The organism is Myxococcus faecalis (genome assembly GCF_050039385.1).
In the GTDB taxonomy this organism is placed as follows: Bacteria; Myxococcota; Myxococcia; order Myxococcales; family Myxococcaceae; genus Myxococcus; species Myxococcus fulvus.
In genome coordinates this window covers 7,736,338-7,754,666 of record NZ_CP144336.1, presented here as the reverse complement: position 1 = coordinate 7,754,666, position 18,329 = coordinate 7,736,338, and the positions used below count along the sequence as shown (strand labels likewise).

Genomic DNA, 18,329 nt, shown 5'->3' with positions numbered 1-18,329 from the left:
ATGAGTCACCATCGCAAACCCCGAGGCCCCATCGGTCGCGTCGGAGGCCTGCGCCGCGTCGAGGGCGCCGACGCCATCCTCCGCGTCCGCGCCCTCGAGCGCGTCTCGGGGCCCCAGCGCGTCGAATCCAACGACGTGGCCCGACGCTCCTTCGCCGAGGCGCTGGATCGCGCCTCGCGCGGGCTGCACAGCCCGGAGCCCCTGCCCACCGTGCACCGCCCTCCGCCTCCCCCCGCGCGACGCACGCGCGAGGAGGACGAGCCGATGACACCTCCGGAGCCTCCTCCGGAGAGCTTCATGGGAATCCTGTGGTGGAAGATGCGGGGCCACCGCTAGCGACCCGCCGTCCCCGTCAGAAGGTGAAGCCGCCGCCGAAGTAGGGGCCGTGCATCCTGTCCACGTGGGCCACGCCGTCCACAGTCCCCAGGTCATCCAGGTACAGGCCGCGCCAGCCGCCGCGCAGCATCAGGCTGCCCAGGTGCAGGGCCAGGCCCACCGTGGCGTCGACCTGGAGGAACGGCAGCGGCGTCAGCTGCGCGCGCGCCTCGAAGTCCAGCGGGGAGAACAGACATGCCTCGAAGGACAGCGCCACGCTCGGGCCCGCCAGGGTGATGTCCGGGGCGTGGGCCGTGCTCAGGCCGCCCTCCGCGCGCAAGCGGAGCGCGTCGTGCACCACGAAGGCATACGTCAGGTGCGCCGACACGAGCATGAGGTCGTCCTCGCCCGGCGTGCCGTCATCCGTGGGCTGCTTCAGCCACATCATGCGGGTCTCCACCCCGAAGCGCTGGCCTTCCAGCCCCGCGAGCAGGTCCACCCCGCGCACGTCGTCGAGCATCACCAGTCGCTGCGCGCTCAGCCGGAAGGACAGCGGCACCGCGTGCCGTCGCCCCGCCAGGAGGGGCTGGGACGTCTCCGGGTCGAGCCGCTCCGACAGGTGCGTCCCCGTGTTGGCGATGGTCCGGGCGGCGCCCTGGAACAGCCCGCTGAGCAGGCTCGCCACGATGCCGCCCGATTCGTCGTCTCCTTCGTCCGAGCAACAGTCATCGTCGGTGAACGCGTCGCGCGAGCGGGGCTTCTTCCCGTCGTCATCGTCGTCCTCGGTGCCGATGGCCGAGGCCTCGTGCGTGTCCGGGTCCGCGCTGGAGTCGTGCGTGCTCGACTTCGAGTCGCTCGGGGTGTTTTTCTTGCCGAAGCGCGCCTCGGCGGCGGGCGCCCAGACGAGCCCCGCAAGCACCCCCAGACACCACAACGTCTTGAATGGGAACACGCCCGCTCCCGCGTCGATGGACGCGGACCGGCCACCGCGCGGAGGGCATTCAACCGCGAGCCGGGGTCTGATTGTCAATCAGCCCCGTGGCGGCGCTTCAGCGACGACGGCGTGGAACGGATTGGGCCCCGAAGGTGTCACACGCCTCCAGGGTGCCCTGCGTCAGGCCGCGCTTGAACCACTCGACGCGCTGCGCGGACGAGCCGTGGGTGAACGACTCGGGGACGACGTGCCCCTGGGCGCGGCGCTGAAGCGTGTCGTCGCCGATGGCGGACGCGGCGCCCAGGCCCTCCTCCACGTCACCCGCCTCCAGAATCTGGCGCTCGCGCTGGGCATGGTGCGCCCAGATGCCGGCGAAGCAGTCCGCCTGGAGCTCCTGGAGCACCGACAGCGCGTTGCCATCCTCCGGCGACGCGCGCTGCCGCGCGGCCTGCACCTGACGGGAGATGCCCAGCAGGTTCTGCACGTGGTGCCCCACCTCGTGCGCCACCACGTAGGCCTGCGCGAAGTCGCCGGGCGCACCGAAGCGGCGGTCCAGCTCGTCGAAGAAGTCCAGGTCCAGGTACACGCGCTGGTCCGGCGGACAGTAGAAGGGCCCCACCGCGCTCTGCTGGAACCCGCAGGCCGAGCGCACCGCGCCGGTGAAGAGCACCAGGCGCGGGTCCACGTACTCGACGCCGTGGGGCTCCAGGAGGCCGGGCCAGGTGTCCTCCGTGTCCGCCAGGATGACGGAGACGAAGTCCTTGAGCTCGGCCTGCCGCGGGTCATCGGGTTCGCCCGAGCCGCCCGTGCCGTAGTCGCTGGACGGCCCGCGTCCACCGCTCGGCGTGGTGACGACCGACGGGTCTCCCCCGAGCAGCATCACCAGCAGCGCCACCACCAGCGACGCCGCCCCGCCGCCCACCGCGAGCGGGCGTCCCAACCCCGCCCCCCGCCGGTCCTCCACATTGGAGCTGCGACGTCCTCCCTGCCACTGCATGCCTGCCCCCTCGCGGATGTCTTCCTGTCCAGGCAAGGTAGTCAGCGTCGGAGCGGGAGGACGCAGGGCCCCGCCTGCCTCGCCTGGGTGGACGGACACCAGGCGAGGGAGCACGCCGCCCGTCAGGGTGACGACAGGGCCTGGAGCATCGGCAGGACGCGGCTCTTGTCCGCGACGACGCCCACCACCAGACGCTTCACGCAGCCGTCGAACTCCTGCTTCACCTGCTCGGCCGTCACCGCCTGGAGGTGCGCGGGGCGCTGGGCCAGCGACTCCGCGGGGAAGCCGCGCACGCGCGCGTCCAGGAGCGACTGGACCCACGACTCCGAGGAGACGAACGACACCGCGTCGCGGGACAGCAGGCGCTTCCTGGCGCGCGCCAGCTCCGCCTCGTCCACGCCCTGGGCGAACGACGCGAGCGTGTCCTGCACGGCCTTCGCGCCCTCCGCCATGCGCTGCGCGTCCACCAGTCCCTCCACCAGCAGGTGCGAGGCGCCACCGCGTCCCAGCCAGGTGCTGGCGCTGAAGCCATACGACGCGCCCTGGCGCGCGCGCACCTGGTCGAAGATGCGCCGGCCCACCAGCTCCGCCATCACGTCGTAGCGCGCCGCCGCCTCCGGCGTGGCCGTGGGCAGCCGACACGCCAGCTGCAGGTGGCCCTGCGTCGCGCCGGGGCGGGACGTCACGAGCGTCCGGGGCTTCGCGGCGGGCGACGGCAGCCCCGGCGCGGCGGGCACCTCCACCGGCGAGGCCGGCCCGTGCTTCCAGCCGCCCAGGTACTCGCGCACCAGCGGCTCCACCGTCGCCACGTCGAACTCACCCGCGATGACCACCACCGTGTTGGCCGGACGGTAGACGTCGCGGATCCAGGCGGTCATGTCCTCCTCCGACACGCGGGACAGCTCCTCGCCCGTGGCGTGGCGCGAGTAGGGGTGCGGCTCGTAGAGCAGCTGCATCAGGTCCCGCTGCGCGCGCTCCTCCGGGTGGGAGTCCAACGTCTTGCGCCACGGCACCAGCTGCTCCTGGAGGAACCGCCACGCGTCATACGAGGTCCGCGTGGAGGAGAGCTGCTCGGCCAGCATCGCGAGCATGTTGCCGACGTTGCCGGACGTCCCGGCCACCTCGAAGCGCTGGTGGTCCCGGTGCATGCCGCCGTGGACGTGCAGACCCCAGTGGCTCGCGTTGCCCTCGAACCAGGACTCGCGGAAGGAGCCATACTCCGCCATCTCCGCCACGCCCGCCTTGGGCCCGTACGTGCGCCCTCCGCCCAGCACCGCGCCCACGCGCACCACGGGCAGGCCCGGCCGGGGCGCGAGCAGCACCTCCATCCCGTTGTCGAGCTTCAGCGTCCGCACCGGCGCGGACAGCGCGGCCTGGGCCGCCTGGGAGACGCGCTCCGACTGGGCGCTCGCCGGCGGCTCCTCCGGCAGCGACACCGGCGCGGCCACCACCGCGCCGCCCGACTCACCGGGCCGCACGAGGATGACGCGCGCGCGCTCGCGCTGGAGCCACTTGTAGGCGAAGTCCGTCACCTTGCCGCCGTCGAGCGTCATCAGCGCCCGCTGCGAGCGCGTGTACCCGCGCGCATCCAGCATGAAGTGCGTCAGCTCCGCGCGGCGCACGGTGCGCGACAGCAGCTCCTCGGACTCCAGCACCATGCCGGTGATGACGTTGCGGCGCAGGGCCTGGAAGTCGTACTCGCGGCCGAGCACCGCCCCCGCCTGGCCGGCCTCCTGGCTCCACGTCCACTGGACCTCGTCCAGCATGTTGTCCGCGGACCTGCGAGGGTGGCTGCCCTGGGTGAGCACCACCCTCACCACCAGCAGCGACGCGCGCGTGCCGGGCAGCAGCATCGTGGAGAACCCGGCGATGTCCCCGTCCCGCCGCATGGAGCCCCCCAGGCTGCGGCCCAGGTTCACCCGCACGAAGTCGTGGATGGCGCTCGCCTCGTCGAAGGAGCGCGGCAGCACCCAGGAGATGTACAGCTCCGGAGAGCCGACGGCGGCCTGGTACTCGGGCATCTGCGCGGGCGCGGCGCGCAGGGGCGGCTCGGACACGGGGGGCATGCGCGAGTCCACCGCCAGCGGGGCCCCGGTGCCCACCCACTCCGGGGGGAGGTTGTCGAGCAGCACCGCCTCCACCCTCGCCAGGTCCACGTCGCCGGCGATGACCAGCGTCGTGTTGTCCGGCCGGTAGTGGGCGCGCGTGAAGCGCTGCGCGTCCGCCAGCGACAGGGCCGTCAGCGAATCATGCGTGCCGATGACGGGCCGCGAGTACGGGTGCTCCGGCGCATAGACGGACGCGTGCACCCAGCTGAAGACCTGGCCCACGAAGCCCGTCTCGTTGCGCTGGCGCAGCTCGTTGCGCACCACCTCCCGCTCCACCGCGAACATCTCGGGGGTGAGGCCCGAGAGGGGCGCGGACAGCCGCTGCCCCTCCATCTTCACGAGCTGGTCCAGCGACTCCTTGGGCGCCACCGTCTGGTACACGGTGTGGTCCATGCTGGTGAAGGCATTCGAATAGCCGGCCGCCGCGTCCTCCAGCCGGGTCGACACCGAGGGGCTTCCCCCATGGCGCGCGCGGAAGGCCAGGTGCTCCACCACGTGCGCCAGGCCCTCCTTGCCCATCGGGTCGCCGGAGCCGCCCACGCCCACCAGGGCCACCATCGCCACCACGGGCGCTCGCGGGTCCTGCTCCACCACCACGCGAAGCCCCGACGGCATGCGGAAGTCGCGCAGCGGGAAGGACACGTCCCGCATCACCACCTGTCCGCGCTGCGGCAGCGTGGAGCACGCGCCCAGCACGACGCAGAGCAACCCCACGACAGCCGACACCACCCTCCGCCCACGCGGAGGATTCCCAACCTGGATTTGTGAGCTCATATGAAGCGGACTCGCGCGACTGCGGGACGGACACACCGCGCCCCCTCCGGGCGCCAGCCCCAGGTCCATAGACCAAAGGCAGCCTGGAGCGCCATCAGCGCCCGGTCTGGAATCACTGTCACGCGGAGCCACTCACCGCGGCGGCGACGTGCTGGCTGCCCCAATGCGCGACGCCGAGGATGCTCTCCATCGGGTTGACCCCTAGCGCGGTGGGGAAGACCGAGCCATCCACGACGAAGAGGTTGTCACAGTCCCAGTAGCGCAGCGTGCTGTCCACCACGCTCGTCTCGGGGCTCCCCCCCATGGCGCACCCTCCCATCTGGTGGGCGCTGAGCACCGAGCACTCGAGCGGGGCGTAGGGCGCGTCATCGAGCAGCGGGATGTCCTGCTCGCTCCGCATCACCACCGGCTTCGAGTGCGGGCTGAGCACCACCTCCGCCCCGGCGGCGAACTGGATGCGCGCGGCGACCTTGAGCGCCTCTCGGAAGGCCTCCCAGTGCAGCGCCGTGAGGGGATAGTCCACCTTGAAGCGCGAGTACTCGCCCGCGCCGCGCAGGGCCACGGTGCCGCCCTCGTCCCCGGGCTGGACGCCATCCAGGCAGATGGAGATGAGCGCGTTGGCGTGGGGCAGGCCCGCCATCAAGTCCTGGTGCCCCGCGCCGAAGCCGTTGAGCGCCACCGCGCTCAGGAGCGGCAACAGCGGGGGGACCTCCAGGAGCCACCCCATCCGCCCCTGCCCCCGGTCGATGAACTGCCGCGAGTACACGGTGAGCGGCGCGCCCGAGTACGCCTCCACGCGCTCGCGGAAGCGCGCGTTGGACACGACCACCGGATGCAGGAACAGCCGCTTGCCCACCCGTCCTCGTCCGGTGAGCCCGCTGCGCAGCAGCAGGCCCGGCGAGTTGATGGCCCCACCGCACACCGCCGTCACCTTCGCCTTCACGGTGAGCCGCCTGCCCGTGGGCCGGTTCGTCCTCGGGTCGAGGATGTCCCCGTGCACGGCCGTCACCCGGCCGCCGTTCGTCTCCAGTCGCCGCGCGCTGACGTTGGCGTACAGCCGCATGCCCCGCTCCACCGCCTCCGGGATGAGCGTCACCAGCGTGGACTGCTTGGCGTCCGTGGGACAGCCCAGTCCACACGCGCCCAGCGACGCGCACGCGCGCACGTTGCGCTTCACCGTGCCTCGGCCATACCCGAGCGCGCCCAGCCCGTCCCAGAGGATGCGGTTGTTGCGATTGGCCTGCTCGATGGGCCAGTCACGGATGTTCAGCCGATCCTCCAGCCAGTCCCAGTGCGGCGCGAGCGTGGCCGCGTCCAGGCCCTTCACGCCGTGCGCGTCGCGCCAGTGCTCCAGAATCTCGGGCGGCGTGCGGAAGCATGCGCACCAGTTGACGGCGGTGCCGCCGCCCACGGTGCGCCCCTGGTAGATGCCGATGGACAGGTCGTCCGTCGCCCGGTTGCCACCCTCCTGGTAGAAGGTCGCGTAGGCCTTGGCCTCCTTCAGGTCGAAGTCGCGACGGGTGTGGTAGCCGCCCTCCTCCAGCATCACCACGTCCAGCCCGCGCCGGGCCAACTCCAACCCGAGCACTCCGCCGCCCGCGCCGCTGCCCACCACGCAGACATCACACGTGAGCGCCTGGTCCCCGGTCAGCTCAGCTCCCGTCCGGATGCGTCCCGTCATGGCGTGCCCCCTCCCGAGCCCGCGAAGGGTCCATCCTCGGGCCCACGCCACACCGGCGCGTCCGCGACGTGGAAGCCCTCCGGCGCCGCGTAGCCCGTGGCGGCCATGGCGGCCGGGTGCGAGTAGTAGGCGGCGTAAAGGAGCCCGCGCAGCGCGTGGTAGCCACCGCGGCGGAACACCAGCCGCGACGTCCTCCAGGACTCGAGCACGGCATCCTGCGCCTCGGGACCGAGCCGCGAGAACGGCGTGACGCGTCCGGTGAAGAGCAGCCCCGCGAGCGCGTTGTCGAACAGACCCACCACCGCCTTCACCTCGTTCGCGACGGCCGGGTCCAACCCCGCCAGCAGCCCATCCACCAGGAAGGCCACGCGCACCGTGTCCGCGTCCGGCCAGCCGTCTCGCGGTTGGAAGGCGCGGCGGGCCATGGCCTGGAGCGTGGCGTACTCGCGCGCGCCGAGCACCTTCAGGCCCTCGGGCGGAAGGGGCAATGACAATCCCTCACGCGTCCACAGGAAACCGCCGCCCCCCAGCGCGAGCAGCGCGCCTCCGAACAACCCTCGCTTGAGCAACCCTCGGCGCGAAAACGAGGGCGGCCCCACAGGAGACGGGGACATTCATCCTCCGGGACGACACGGGTACAGGGGCGTGACGAGACGGACGGGACTCTAGCGCGCGGCCCCCGCCGCGACGCAATCACTCACGTGTCCCAGGGGTCACGGCGCGGGAGGCGAAGGCTTCGACTCAGGAGCAGGCGGCGGAGCGGCGGGAGCGGGCGCATCCCTCAACACCTGCCCCGTCAATTCCTTGCGCGTGGTGGCGTCGTCATAACCTTCCACCACCAATGCGCTCAGGTCGAAGGGCACGCCCTGCGCCTTCTCGACCTTGTTGGCAATCGTCTCCAATGCCTGTCGCGGCTGCTTCTCGGCGTAGGGCACGCCCACGAAGATGCGATTGGCGGCGTTGGCCACCCTGAAGGTGTAGAGCTGGGTGAAGCCCGCCTGCCACGTGCGGAGCATCGAGGGGAACAAGGGGTTCGGCGGGTATTCCCAGACGTTGCCCACCACCGCGCCACGCGCCGTCAGCCTCGCCCGCACGGCGGCGAGGAACTCCACGGTACCCAGGTGCTCGGGGATGCTGTCGGGGCCGTAGGCGTCCAGGAAGATGAGGTCGTACGCGGGCCGCTTCGCCTCGATGAAGGTCCGGCCGTCCGCCACGTGGGCCTTCAGGCGCGCGTCCTCACGGAAGCCGAAGAAGCGCCTGGCCACGTCCACCACGTCCGGGTCGATGTCCACCACGTCGATGTGCGCCTCGGGCAGCACCGCGCGCAGGAACATGGGCATCGCGCCGCCGCCCAGGCCCACCACGAGCACGCGCTGGGGCTTGGGTACGAAGGCCAGCGCCACCATGGACACGCGCGTGTACGCCAGCTCCAGCTTCTTCGGCTGCCCGGGCCACACCACGCTCTGCAGCGCGCCGGAGTCATCGAACTGGAGATAGCGCCGGCCCTCCCGGTCCTCCGTCACGGTGATGAGCGTGAAGGGTGACTGGCCGCGGTGCAGCTCCGTGCGCGGACTGGAGGACGAGCACGACAGGAAGGCCAGCACCAGCAGCACCAGCCGAGGGGTGAACCGCCGCATGCCCGCTCCTTGCTCTCACGATTCAAAGTAGCACTTCCGTCAGGAAAACCAACGGGTTGACGCGCCAGTACCCCCAGGTTCACCTTGCCGCCCATGACGCACGCCCCGCACGCTCTCGCCGAAGCCGACCAGGCCCTCATCGCCGAGGAGGAGGCGCTCCTGTCGCGCGTCCAACAGGCGCTCGAGGCGGCGCGGCAGAAGGCCGGACGCACGCAGGAGAACCGCCTGCTCGTCGCGCAGCTCCAGGCCCTGCGCGAGGACGCGGCCACCGCCGCCGAGGCGGACCTGCCCCACCTGTTCTTCCAGATGGACCAGACGCGCGCCCTGCTGGACCGGCAGGAGTCCGCGAACCTGCCCGACGCCCAGGCGCCCTACTTCGCGCACCTGCGGCTCGTCGGCGAGGCGGGACCGCGCGACTACCTGCTCGGGCGCACCACCTTCGCGGACGTGGGCGCGGGCGTGCGGGTCATCGACTGGCGCTTCGCCCCCATCGCCCGCGTCTTCTATTCGTACGAGGAGGGCGACGCGTTCGAGGAGCAGTTCGGTGAGCGGCTGTCCGAGGGCACCGTCGAGGTGCGCCGGCTCGTCGTCATCGAGAAGGGCGTGCTCACGCGCATCATCTCCGGCGCGCGCGTGCTGGAGCGCGCCGCCGACGGCACGTGGCGCTCGGTGGGGCGCGACTTCACCTCGCTCCAGGCGGGAGGCGCGGGCACGGCGGCACGTCCCGGCGCCCTGGGCACCGGCAAGGGCGCCCGGCGCGTCGAGGACGTCTTCGGCGTCACGGCGCTGCTGGACGCCGAGCAGTACGAGGCCGTCACGGTGGAGGCGGGCCAGCCCCTGCTGGTGCTGGGCAGCGCGGGCAGCGGCAAGACGACGGTGGCGCTGCACCGGCTGGCGAAGATCGCCTTCGACGACGCGGAGCGCTTCCCGCAGTCGCGCATGAAGCTCATCGTCCCCGAGGAGGGCCTGGCGCGGCTGTCGCGGCGGCTGTTGGCGCCGCTGGGCCTGGGGCGCGTCACGGTGGAGACGCGGGACGCGTGGCTGCTGGCCGCGGCGCGCTCGGCGTTCGACCTGCCGGGCATCAAGCTGAGCCCGGAGACCCCGCCCCTGGCCGCGCGCCTCAAGCGCCACCCCGCCCTGCGCCGCGCGCTGCTGGCGCGCATCGGCGCGCCGAAGACGGAGGCGGGCACCACGCTGGAGCGACTGCACCGCAGGCTCGCGGACGCCTACCTGGACCGGCGCTTCCTGGAGGAGGTGGTGCGCGCGGCGAAGGGCGAGCTGCCCTTCACCGCCATCGACGAGGTGCTCGAGCACACGCGCCTGCAGCGCTCCACGCCGCTGTCGAAGGAGCTCAAGGACATCACGGACCCGGACCGGCTCATCACCGTGGACGGCAAGGCCATCGAGGAGGACACGCCCTACGCGCTCGCGGGCACGGTGGACCTGGAGGACCTGCCCATCCTCATGTTCCTCAAGGCCCAGCAGGGCCCGCTCGGCCTGGAGCGCCTGGCCCACGTCGTCCTCGACGAGGCGGAGGACTTCTCCCTGTTCGAGCTGTTCGTGGTGCGGCGGCTGCTGGGCAAGGGCAGGAGCTGCACGCTCGCGGGCGACGAGCTGCAGCAGACGGACGCGGGCTTCGCGGGCTGGCCGGAGGCGCTGGACGAGCTGGGCATCCGCGACGCCGCCACGTGCCGGCTGCAGGTCTCCTATCGCTGCCCCGCGCCCGTGGTGGAGCTGGCCCGGCGCGTGCTCGGCACCCAGGCCAAGGCGGAGTCCGCGTCGCGGCCCCAGCGCCCGGGCGCGCCGGTGGGCTTCCACCACTTCCCCGTGGAGGCCCAGGCGCAGCTCTTCATCGGCGAGGCCTTGAGGGACCTCGTCGCGCGCGAGCCCCACGCCTCCGTGGGCGTCATCGCCAGCAGCCCCGAGTCCGCGGACGCCGTGTACCGCGTCGTCGCGGACCAGTCCTGGGCGCGCCGGGTGAAGGACGGGGAGTTCTCCTTCGAGCCCGGCGTGGACGTCACGGACGTGGGCAGCGTGAAGGGCCTGGAGTTCGACTACGTCATCCTCCCGGACGTCACCGCCAGGGCCTGGCCCGTGGACGACGAGACGCGCCGCCGCCTGCACGTGGCCATCACCCGCACGTCCCACCAGCTCTGGGTGGTGTCGTCGGGCGCGCGCTCGCACCTCATCCCGCGGGAGGTCGACGCGGCAGTTCCACGGTGAAGGTGGAGCCCTGGCCGGCCGCGCTGCGCACCAGGATGCGGCCGTCCATGGCGTCGACGATCTGCCGGACGATCCAGAGGCCCAGCCCCAGCCCGCCGTAGTGGCGCTCGCTGGCGAGCCGCTCGAAGCGCTGGAACAGCCGCGACTGCGCCTCCACCGCGATGCCCACGCCCTCGTCGCGCACGAGCAGCCAGGCGCGCTGCTCGTCCACGCCCACCTGCACGTCGATGGGGCGGCCCCGGCCATACTTGATGGCGTTGGACAGCAGGTTCTGGATGACCTGCTCCACGCGCAGCTTGTCCCACGAGCCCGTCGCCGTCGGAGGCGTCTCCAGCCGGAGCGCGCACCCCGCCCGGGCCAGCTCCTCCGCGTAGCGCGGCACCAGCTCTCGCACGAGCGCCGCCAGGTCCATCTCCTCGCGCTCCAGCCGCAGCTTGCCCGCCGTGATTCGCGAGACGTCCAGCAGCTCCCGCACCAGCCCGGACATGCGCGACAGCTGCCGCTGCACGGACAGCACCTTGCTGGAGATGGACTCGGACGCCACGTCCCCGACGCTCGCCGGGTGCGCCTCCAGTTGCCGCCGGAGCGCCTGCACGTTGAGGGTCAGCGAGGTGAGCGGCGTGTTCAGCTCGTGCGAGGCCACGGACAGGAACGAGTCGCGCGCCCGCACCGCCTCGTGCGCCTCCGTGTAGAGCCGGCCGTTGTCCAGCGACGTGGCCGCGCGCCGGGCCAGGTCCTCCGCCAGCCGCACGTCCGCCTGCGTGTAGCGCCGGCCCTTCTCCGTGTTCACCAGCGAGAGCGCGCCCAGCACCCGCCCCCGGCTCATCAACGGAACGATGATGTACGCCGACATGCCCAGGGCCAGCGTGGCCCGCCCGTGCGCTTCGTCCTGGAACGCCCGCGCGACGATTTCCGGCCGCAGCTCCGCCACGTACTCCGTGGTGCCCGTGCGCAGCACCTTGCCCACGCCGTGGGGCGCGTCCATCAGGATGGGGTAGCGCGCGTGGTACGCGCGGGTGGCCTCCACCATCTCCGGCCGCACGTGCGCCATGGCCACCCGCCGCACGCTCCCGTCCGGCATGGGCACGTCCACGCTGCACCCGTCCGCCAGCGGCGGCACGGCCAGGTGCGTGAGGCGCTGGAGGATTTCGTCGTGCTCCAGCGACGAGGTGAGCACCTCGCTGGCCTGCGCCAGGAAGGCCGCGTGCCGCTGCGCCCGGCGCGTCTCGTCGTAGAGCCCGCGGAGGATGGCCTCCTGCTTCTTCTCCGACGTGTTCTCCCGCGAGAAGACGTAGACGCGGCCCCGGCCCCGGAACAGGCGCAGCACGAACCAGCGCTCACGGCTCGCGAAGTGCCACTCGAACTCCTCCGGCTCGCCCGTGGCCGCCACCCGGTCGAAGCGCTCCTGGAGCTGCTCGCGCAGCACCTCCGGGTACGCCTCCCAGGGCATGCGGCCGAAGAGCTCCTCGCGCCGGCCACCGAAGGCGCGCTCCAGCGCCGGGTTGGCGTAGAGGCACACCCCTTCCAGGGAACAGATGGCGACGCTCTCCGGGAACTGGTCCCACAGGGCGGTGTCGTCGCTGGCAGGCCCCTCTGCGGTCAAATGGTGTTCCACGCGCTCGGTGCGGATGCGGGTCAAGGCCCCTGCTCCCGCTTAACACTTCCCTCGTCCCGGCCCACCGGCTCCTCCCACGCGTCTGCTCGTCAGACAACACTCCAAGGCCCCGGAGTGCAAGTTTCAGGGCCTGTCCAAGGGCGGCGCGGGAAGCGGCAGGCGGACGCTGAAACAAGCCCCCTTGCCCGGCGTGCTCTCCACGGACACGCGCCCTCCGTGAAGCTCCACCAACTGCCGGGAAATCCAGAGCCCCAGACCGAAGCCCGGCCGCCGCGAGTCCAGTCGGGTGAAGCGCTGGAACAGCCGCGCCTGGTCCTCCTCGCGGATGCCCGGGCCCCCGTCGCGCACCCACAGGAGCGCGAAGCCGCCCTCCGTGGTGAGCACCACCTCGATGGGCGTCCCCGCCGCGTGCCTGAGGGCATTGGTGAGCAGGTTGGTGAAGACCTGCTCCACCCGCGTGCGGTCCCACGCGCCCACCACGCCCGGCGGGGCCCGCACGTACAAGTCACAGCCCGCCCGCCGCACGTCCTCCTCCATGCGCTCCACCGTGCCGCGCACCAGCGCGCCCAGGTCCACCTCCTCCAAATCCAACACGGGCCGCTGCGTGGACAATTGCGACACGTCCAGCAGCGTGGCGATGAGCCGGTCCAACCGGCGGCACTGGTCCTGGACACGCCCCAGCCTCCGGGGCACGTCGTCGGGCGTGAGCGCCCCCACCTGCGCGGAGCGCACCAGCCCGTCCACGTAGAGCCGCAGCGAGGTCAGCGGCGCGCGCAGCTCGTGCGAGGCCACGGACAGGAACTCGTCGCGAACCCGCAGCGCGGCCTCCAGCGCCGCCGTGCGCTCCGCCACGCGCTCCTCCAGCTCCCCCGCGGACCGGTGCACCTGCTCCGGAGAGCCCGCCTCGGGCTCGCCCGCGCCGGGCGCTCCCGTCCGACTCGTCTCCACCGCCATGCGCCAAGTCCTAGCGCCAGGGGGGCCATGGCTCCAATCCGCCCCCCGCACGCGCCAGCCCGCAAGCTTCCACTACCCAACACGCCCGCGTCAGGGAGGTGTCTGCTCCCCCTGCTGCTGCTGCTGTTGCTGGCGCCACTGCTGGCGACGCGCCTCCTGCGCGCGGCGGTGGGCGAGCGCGTCGGCCTCCTGGCGCGGGTACTCCGACAGCCGGGTGCGGTGCATGTTGATGCTCAGCTCGTACAGGCCCCGGTCGCGGTCCGGCAGCTCGTCCCCCTGCTCCTCCAGCACCGTCGTGGCGAAGAGCAGCATGTCCTCTGACACCTTGCGTCGTCGTTCGTAGTACTGCTGGATTTCCGCCTCCGTGGCGTCACCCGCCTGCACGCGGCCGAAGAGCTCGTTCCACCGCCGCGTCTCCTCCTCGCGCTTGCGGATGAGCTCCGGGTCCTTCGTCGGCGCGCCCAGCTCCCAGTACAGGTTGTCGGGCAGCCTCGCGCGCAGCGCCTCCAAATCCAGGGGATAGGGCTTGGGCTGCTCATCCTCCGGCTCGGGGGCCTGGAGCGCCGGGGGAATGACGCTGCTTGTCATTCCTGGCGGCTTCACCGGCTCCGGCGCGGGGGTGGGCGGCGCGGGCGGAGGGGTGGGCGCGGCGACGGGGGCTTCCGGCTCGGGCGGAGGCAAAGGCGCCTCTTCCCAGAGGGAGAACACGAGCGCGGCCGCCAGCGCCACCCCCGCGAGCCCCGCCAGCCAGCCCATCCGCTTCGACCCCGCTTTGTCGGACATGACGCCCGAATACCGCGCACCTCGCACACATGGCAACCAACGCTTGTCATGCCGCAATGCATCACAAACCAGGCGGATGCTCGAAACATGAAACAACACATTCAAGACTGACTCGGGTGTCAACGTGGGCTATAGACCGGACTTCCCCCCAAACCCGGAGGAGCCTGCATGAAGCGCGTACTCGTGGCGTGCCTCGCTGTCGCTGCGCTGATGGTCCCCAGCGCCGCCCGCTCGGAAGTCATCGTCTCATCCATCGTCAGCGTGCTGGTGGATGGCGGCAACAACTACAACTGGCAGAAGGTGGAGCTGCCTGGGACGAAGTGTGGCAATGGCTCCCAGTTCAAGTTCTTCATCCACAAGACGAACTCGCCCAACCTGCTGATGCTGCTCGAGGGCGGCGGCGCGTGCTGGGACTACGACACCTGTAGCGGCCGCGCGGGCCTGTTGGGCGCGGCGAACCCCAACGGCATCGCCGACGACTACATCACCCAGTTCACGGCGAAGTACGTCTCGCCGCTCGTCAACGGCGCGGACCCGGGCCTGCCGGGCCGCAGCAAGACGAACCTGGTGACGAACGGCTGGAACATCGTCTACGTGCCGTACTGCACCGGCGACGTGCACATCGGCAACAACGTGAAGACGTACGTGGACCAGACGGGCGCGAACCCGCCGCTCACGTGGCACCACAACGGCTACACCAACACGCTGGCGGTGGCGAACTACGCGAAGACGCAGTTCCCCAACGTGCAGAAGTTCCTGATGACGGGCTACAGCGCGGGCGGCACGGCGACGTCGGCGGGCTACTACTTCGCGCGGCGCATCATCAACCCGGCGCGGGGCTACCTGCTCAACGACTCCGGCCCCATCTTCCTGGCGCCCAACGCCAACTTCAAGTCGCGCGCCCTGCACGACAAGATTCGCGAGTCGTGGAACCTGAACTCCGTGTTCGGCCTGCTGCCCGCGTCGTTCAGCCAGAACGACTTCGGCACCATCAACCGCATGGTGGCCACCGAGTTCCCGAATGACCAGCTGGCGTACACGGGCTACACGCGGGACTACAACTACTCGCGCTTCTCCTATGAGCGCTTCCACACGCCGAACGACAAGGAGTCCGTGCACGCGTACTGGAAGACGGACGAGGCGGCGCTGGTGACGGAGCTGAGCAAGTACAACAACTTCAGCTACTTCATCCCGCACGAGCGCGCCATCAACTCCAGCCACTGCAGCACCATCATCACCTTCATCGGCGCGCACGCCTGCCAGCAGATGGAGAAGAAGAAGTGGTACGAGTACATCTCCGCGCCGTGGCAGTCGTGGACGTGCCGCAGCGAGTTCGTGGGCATGGACGTGTTCCTGCAGCGCTTCGTGGGCAACAACCAGCGCGTGCGCATCTACGAGCCGCCCAACGGCTACAACGCCGAGGACCCGGGCATGGGCATCGTCGCGCCGCTCATCAACGGCGCGCTCGGCGGGTAATCCCTTCCGAGGCGTGAGGTGACTGGCGGCGGGGCGGCGGAGGCGACTCCACGTCCCGCCGCTGGTGTTTGGAGGGACAAAGGCGCTAGAGGCCCAAGGCGCCATGGACAACCTCACCCACGGGCTGCTCGGACTGGCCATCGGCGCGCTGCGCCGCCCCGACGTGCGTCCCGGCGCCCCCGAGCGGTCGACGCCCACGGACCGGGCGGTGCTGCTGGCGAGCGTGCTGGCCGCGGAGCTGCCGGACCTGGACACGCTGCTGGCGCGGGGCGACGCGGTGACGGTGGCGCTGCACGCGCACCGGGGGTTGTCCCACTCGCTGCTCTTCACGCCCGTCGTCGCCCTGGGGGCCACGCTGGTGGCGCGGGCGGTGTTCCGGGGCGCGCGGTGGACGCCCGTGCTGGTCACCAGCCTGGTGTCGGTGGTGTTCGCGCACCTGCTGCCGGATTTGTGGACGGGCTGGGGCACCCGGGTGCTGCTGCCCTTCTCGGACGCGCGGCTGAGCCTGGACTGGACGGTGGTGGTGGACCCGTGGGTGACGCTGCCGCTCGTCGTGGGCGCGGTGGTGGCCTGGCGGCGGCGGGCGGTGTGGCGCAAGGCGGTGCTGGTGGGGCTCGCGTGCTCCATGGCGTATGTCGGCGCGAGGGTGGTGTCGTGGGGCGTGCTGACGGGGCGCGTGGACCGGGCCTATCCCGAGGCCCAGGCGGTGCGCGTCTTCCCTGCCCCGCTGTCGTTCCGCACGTGGCGGTACGTGGCCCGGCTCCCGGGCGACGTGCTCGCGGCGGGGGAGCTGTCGCTGTTCGGGGAGCCGCGCGAGGACCGCCGGGTGGAGGCGCCGGTGGAGGTGCTGCCCGCGGACCTGAAGGCCATCCCCACCGTGCGCGAGGCGCTGGCGTGGGCGCGCTTCCCCGTGGTGACGGTGGTGCCGGTGGAGGGCGGGCGCGAGGTGCGCATCGCCGACCTGCGCTACCACCTGCGCGGCGAGCCGACGCTCACGTTCGTGGTGCGCGTGGACGCGGGTGGACAGGTGACGGACGCGCGGCTGGAGCGCGGAGGGAGCGCGTCCGAGCTCTTGCGGCGGTGGCGTGGTGAGGATGCGCGCGAGGCACGCCCCGACTGAGGCGGAGTCATGCGCTCGGGGGAAGGAGGCCACGACTCGCGCGCGGAAGCGGCGCAAGTGGCCCGCCCCGACTGAAGCAGCGCAGTCACATGCTCGGACGAAGGAGGCCGCGACTCGCGCGCGGAAGCGGCGCGAGTGACTCGCCCCGGTTGAAGCAGCGGAGGCATGCGCCCGGGCGAAGGAGGCCGCGACTCGCGCACCGAGGCGGCACGCTCGCTCCCGGAAAGAGCCTCGCGGCGGGGTGGTGCTTCCCGCCGCGAGGAGGGACCGTCAGGTCAGCCCGGAAAGGGGCCCCTTGAAGTCCTGATGGCCGAAGGTGTTCACGTTCACCCCGAAGGCCTGGGCGATGGACACCAGCAGCTTGTTGTGCGCGACGGCGCCCGGCAGCGGCGTGCCCGGCCCGCCCCAGTTGCTCAGCGGGTTGGAGCCCGCCGGACGCAGCCGCAGGAAGCGGCCCATGCGGAACTTCCCGCCCGCGCCGCCCGCGAGCACCGTGGGCACGCGCACGTTCATGTGCCCGGACGCATCCCCCAGCTCGTTGCCCCAGAGGATGAGCGTGTTGTCCAGCGCCGTGCCGCTACCCTCCTGCACCGAGGCCAGGCCGTTCATCAGGTACGCCACCTGCTCGGCATACCAGCGCTGCACCTTCACCATCTTCCCGCGGATGTCCGAGCGCAAGGGCTCGTCCGTCACGTCCAGGCGGTGCGCCAGGTCGTTGTGCGTGTCCTCGTGGATGCCGAGCCAGGGCATCGACGGACCAGGAATCGTCAGCGTCGCCACGCGCGTCAGGTCACACGCGAAGGCCCGGACGATGAGGTCCAGGTGCAGCTTGGTCAGCGTCGGCATGTTGTCGAGGTTGCCGAGCTGGCCCAGGTCGAACGCCGGGGGCGCCGTGCCGCCACTGCACGCGGCCTCCGCCGGCAGCGGCTCCTGCTGCGCCGGCGTGGGCGTGGTGCTCAGCGTGCCCAGCCGTCGCTCGATGTCGCGCAGCGACTCCAGGTGCGTCTCCAGCTTCTGCTTCTCCGCGCCCGCCAGCCGCTTGCTCAACCGGGTGGCGTCCTTGATGAGGTAGTCCAGGAGGCTCTTGCGACGCGCGGTGTTCTGCGCCGCCTCGCCCGGGTCCTGCGAGGGCGACGGCGCGTTGCCGAACAGGCGCTGGTAGACGCCCGCCGGGTCTCGCTCGAAGGGCACGCGGCCCCCGTTCGGCGTGAAGCTGATGCTGTTGTAGACGTGCTGGCCCCCGAACTGCTCCCAGGCGTTGAGCTGGATGGAGCGGAAGCGCGTGGCGCCACCAATCTGCGCCGCCAGCACCTGGTCCAGCGAGGCGTTCTCCGGCAGGTCGTCACCGCTGGCGGTGTTGACCTTGCTGCCGGTGAGGAACGTGAGCGGACCGCCCTCGTGGCCCGTCAGGCCGTGCTCGTAGAGCACCTGGTAGTCCAGGCCGTCCAGCACCAGCAGCTTGGAGCGGTGGGCCTGGAGCGGCTGCAGCATGGAGTTGGGGAAGTCGAGCGTGAAGTCCGTCTCCCCACCCTGCGGGTTCCAGTACTCCGGAAGGCACCCGTGGGCGGTGAAGATGGCGATGAAGCGCAAAGGCGGCGTGGTGGCCTGGGCGTACGCGTCCGTGGTGCCGAGCAGGTTGGCCAGGGGCAGCGCCGCCGTCGAGCCCGCCAGGGCCTGGAGCAGGGAGCGTCGGGAGAGATTGCGGAGCATGG

14 protein-coding genes are annotated in these 18,329 nt (G+C 71.6%); 4 read left to right on the top strand and 10 right to left on the bottom strand.

Features of this window, described 5'->3' with window-relative positions; genetic code table 11:
- Positions 1 to 336: a hypothetical protein gene (locus VZQ01_RS31270; protein WP_223781910.1), complete on the top strand. Its 336-nt coding sequence runs from the start codon at positions 1 to 3 to the stop codon at positions 334 to 336.
- Positions 337 to 352: 16 nt separating this feature from the next.
- Here the strand turns inward: VZQ01_RS31270 and VZQ01_RS31265 are convergent, their stop codons facing one another.
- The 6 genes from VZQ01_RS31265 to VZQ01_RS31240 all read right to left on the bottom strand — a co-directional run bounded on the left by VZQ01_RS31265 (position 353) and on the right by VZQ01_RS31240 (position 8,446).
- Complete coding sequence (locus tag VZQ01_RS31265; RefSeq protein ID WP_426745441.1) at positions 353 to 1,267, bottom strand: hypothetical protein; 915 nt, start codon at positions 1,265 to 1,267, stop codon at positions 353 to 355.
- Positions 1,268 to 1,364: 97 nt separating this feature from the next.
- Entirely contained in the window at positions 1,365 to 2,246 is an 882-nt protein-coding gene (gene ypfJ / locus VZQ01_RS31260) for a KPN_02809 family neutral zinc metallopeptidase (protein WP_426745440.1), read from the bottom strand.
- 122 nt (positions 2,247 to 2,368) lie between these two features.
- A complete protein-coding gene (locus VZQ01_RS31255; RefSeq protein ID WP_426745439.1) occupies positions 2,369 to 5,080 on the bottom strand; it encodes a M16 family metallopeptidase in 2,712 nt (903 codons plus the stop codon).
- Between the two features lie 166 nt (positions 5,081 to 5,246).
- The gene (locus VZQ01_RS31250; protein ID WP_223745293.1) at positions 5,247 to 6,809 is read right to left on the bottom strand and encodes a GMC family oxidoreductase; all 1,563 of its coding nucleotides are present in this window, start codon (positions 6,807 to 6,809) and stop codon (positions 5,247 to 5,249) included.
- Entirely contained in the window at positions 6,806 to 7,423 is a 618-nt protein-coding gene (locus VZQ01_RS31245) for a gluconate 2-dehydrogenase subunit 3 family protein (protein ID WP_426745438.1), read from the bottom strand. Before VZQ01_RS31245 ends, VZQ01_RS31250 begins: the two co-directional genes overlap by 4 nt.
- A gap of 99 nt (positions 7,424 to 7,522) precedes the next feature.
- Positions 7,523 to 8,446, bottom strand: coding sequence for a spermidine synthase (locus VZQ01_RS31240; protein ID WP_248542062.1), 924 nt, complete (start codon positions 8,444 to 8,446; stop codon positions 7,523 to 7,525).
- 93 nt (positions 8,447 to 8,539) lie between these two features.
- Between VZQ01_RS31240 and VZQ01_RS31235 the strand changes: the two genes are divergently transcribed.
- Positions 8,540 to 10,669, top strand: coding sequence for an ATP-binding domain-containing protein (locus tag VZQ01_RS31235; RefSeq protein WP_426745437.1), 2,130 nt, complete (start codon positions 8,540 to 8,542; stop codon positions 10,667 to 10,669).
- Here VZQ01_RS31235 and VZQ01_RS31230 read toward each other — a convergent pair.
- The 3 genes from VZQ01_RS31230 to VZQ01_RS31220 all read right to left on the bottom strand — a co-directional run bounded on the left by VZQ01_RS31230 (position 10,632) and on the right by VZQ01_RS31220 (position 14,021).
- Positions 10,632 to 12,308: a sensor histidine kinase gene (locus tag VZQ01_RS31230; protein ID WP_248542061.1), complete on the bottom strand. Its 1,677-nt coding sequence runs from the start codon at positions 12,306 to 12,308 to the stop codon at positions 10,632 to 10,634. The genes VZQ01_RS31235 and VZQ01_RS31230 overlap by 38 nt on opposite strands.
- Positions 12,309 to 12,407: 99 nt before the next feature.
- Positions 12,408 to 13,238 carry a sensor histidine kinase gene (locus tag VZQ01_RS31225; protein ID WP_223745288.1) on the bottom strand — a complete coding sequence of 277 codons (831 nt, stop codon included), beginning with the start codon at positions 13,236 to 13,238 and terminating at the stop codon, positions 12,408 to 12,410.
- Positions 13,239 to 13,328: 90 nt separating this feature from the next.
- Positions 13,329 to 14,021: a hypothetical protein gene (locus VZQ01_RS31220; protein WP_426745436.1), complete on the bottom strand. Its 693-nt coding sequence runs from the start codon at positions 14,019 to 14,021 to the stop codon at positions 13,329 to 13,331.
- A 168-nt stretch (positions 14,022 to 14,189) separates the two neighbouring features.
- On the opposite strand from VZQ01_RS31220, the gene VZQ01_RS31215 reads away from it, so the two are divergent.
- Both VZQ01_RS31215 and VZQ01_RS31210 read left to right on the top strand, forming a co-directional pair.
- The gene (locus VZQ01_RS31215) at positions 14,190 to 15,497 is read left to right on the top strand and encodes a pectin acetylesterase-family hydrolase (protein WP_223781906.1); all 1,308 of its coding nucleotides are present in this window, start codon (positions 14,190 to 14,192) and stop codon (positions 15,495 to 15,497) included.
- A 103-nt stretch (positions 15,498 to 15,600) separates the two neighbouring features.
- Positions 15,601 to 16,617, top strand: coding sequence for a metal-dependent hydrolase (locus VZQ01_RS31210; protein WP_223745285.1), 1,017 nt, complete (start codon positions 15,601 to 15,603; stop codon positions 16,615 to 16,617).
- A gap of 270 nt (positions 16,618 to 16,887) precedes the next feature.
- Here the strand turns inward: VZQ01_RS31210 and VZQ01_RS31205 are convergent, their stop codons facing one another.
- A complete protein-coding gene (locus tag VZQ01_RS31205; RefSeq protein WP_426745435.1) occupies positions 16,888 to 18,327 on the bottom strand; it encodes a DUF1552 domain-containing protein in 1,440 nt (479 codons plus the stop codon).
- Positions 18,328 to 18,329 lie beyond the last annotated feature (2 nt).

What these genes read in the sequence shown, in the direction of transcription:
- VZQ01_RS31220 (WP_426745436.1), bottom strand. Translation starts at nt 14,021, where the DNA reads ATGTCCGACAAAGCGGGGTCGAAGCGGATGGGCTGGCTGGCGGGGCTC.
- VZQ01_RS31210 (WP_223745285.1), top strand. Translation starts at nt 15,601, where the DNA reads ATGGACAACCTCACCCACGGGCTGCTCGGACTGGCCATCGGCGCGCTG.
- ypfJ (WP_426745440.1), bottom strand. Translation starts at nt 2,246, where the DNA reads ATGCAGTGGCAGGGAGGACGTCGCAGCTCCAATGTGGAGGACCGGCGG.
- VZQ01_RS31225 (WP_223745288.1), bottom strand. Translation starts at nt 13,238, where the DNA reads ATGGCGGTGGAGACGAGTCGGACGGGAGCGCCCGGCGCGGGCGAGCCC.
- VZQ01_RS31215 (WP_223781906.1), top strand. Translation starts at nt 14,190, where the DNA reads ATGAAGCGCGTACTCGTGGCGTGCCTCGCTGTCGCTGCGCTGATGGTC.
- VZQ01_RS31250 (WP_223745293.1), bottom strand. Translation starts at nt 6,809, where the DNA reads ATGACGGGACGCATCCGGACGGGAGCTGAGCTGACCGGGGACCAGGCG.
- VZQ01_RS31235 (WP_426745437.1), top strand. Translation starts at nt 8,540, where the DNA reads ATGACGCACGCCCCGCACGCTCTCGCCGAAGCCGACCAGGCCCTCATC.
- VZQ01_RS31240 (WP_248542062.1), bottom strand. Translation starts at nt 8,446, where the DNA reads ATGCGGCGGTTCACCCCTCGGCTGGTGCTGCTGGTGCTGGCCTTCCTG.
- VZQ01_RS31245 (WP_426745438.1), bottom strand. Translation starts at nt 7,423, where the DNA reads ATGTCCCCGTCTCCTGTGGGGCCGCCCTCGTTTTCGCGCCGAGGGTTG.
- VZQ01_RS31205 (WP_426745435.1), bottom strand. Translation starts at nt 18,327, where the DNA reads ATGCTCCGCAATCTCTCCCGACGCTCCCTGCTCCAGGCCCTGGCGGGC.
- VZQ01_RS31270 (WP_223781910.1), top strand. Translation starts at nt 1, where the DNA reads ATGAGTCACCATCGCAAACCCCGAGGCCCCATCGGTCGCGTCGGAGGC.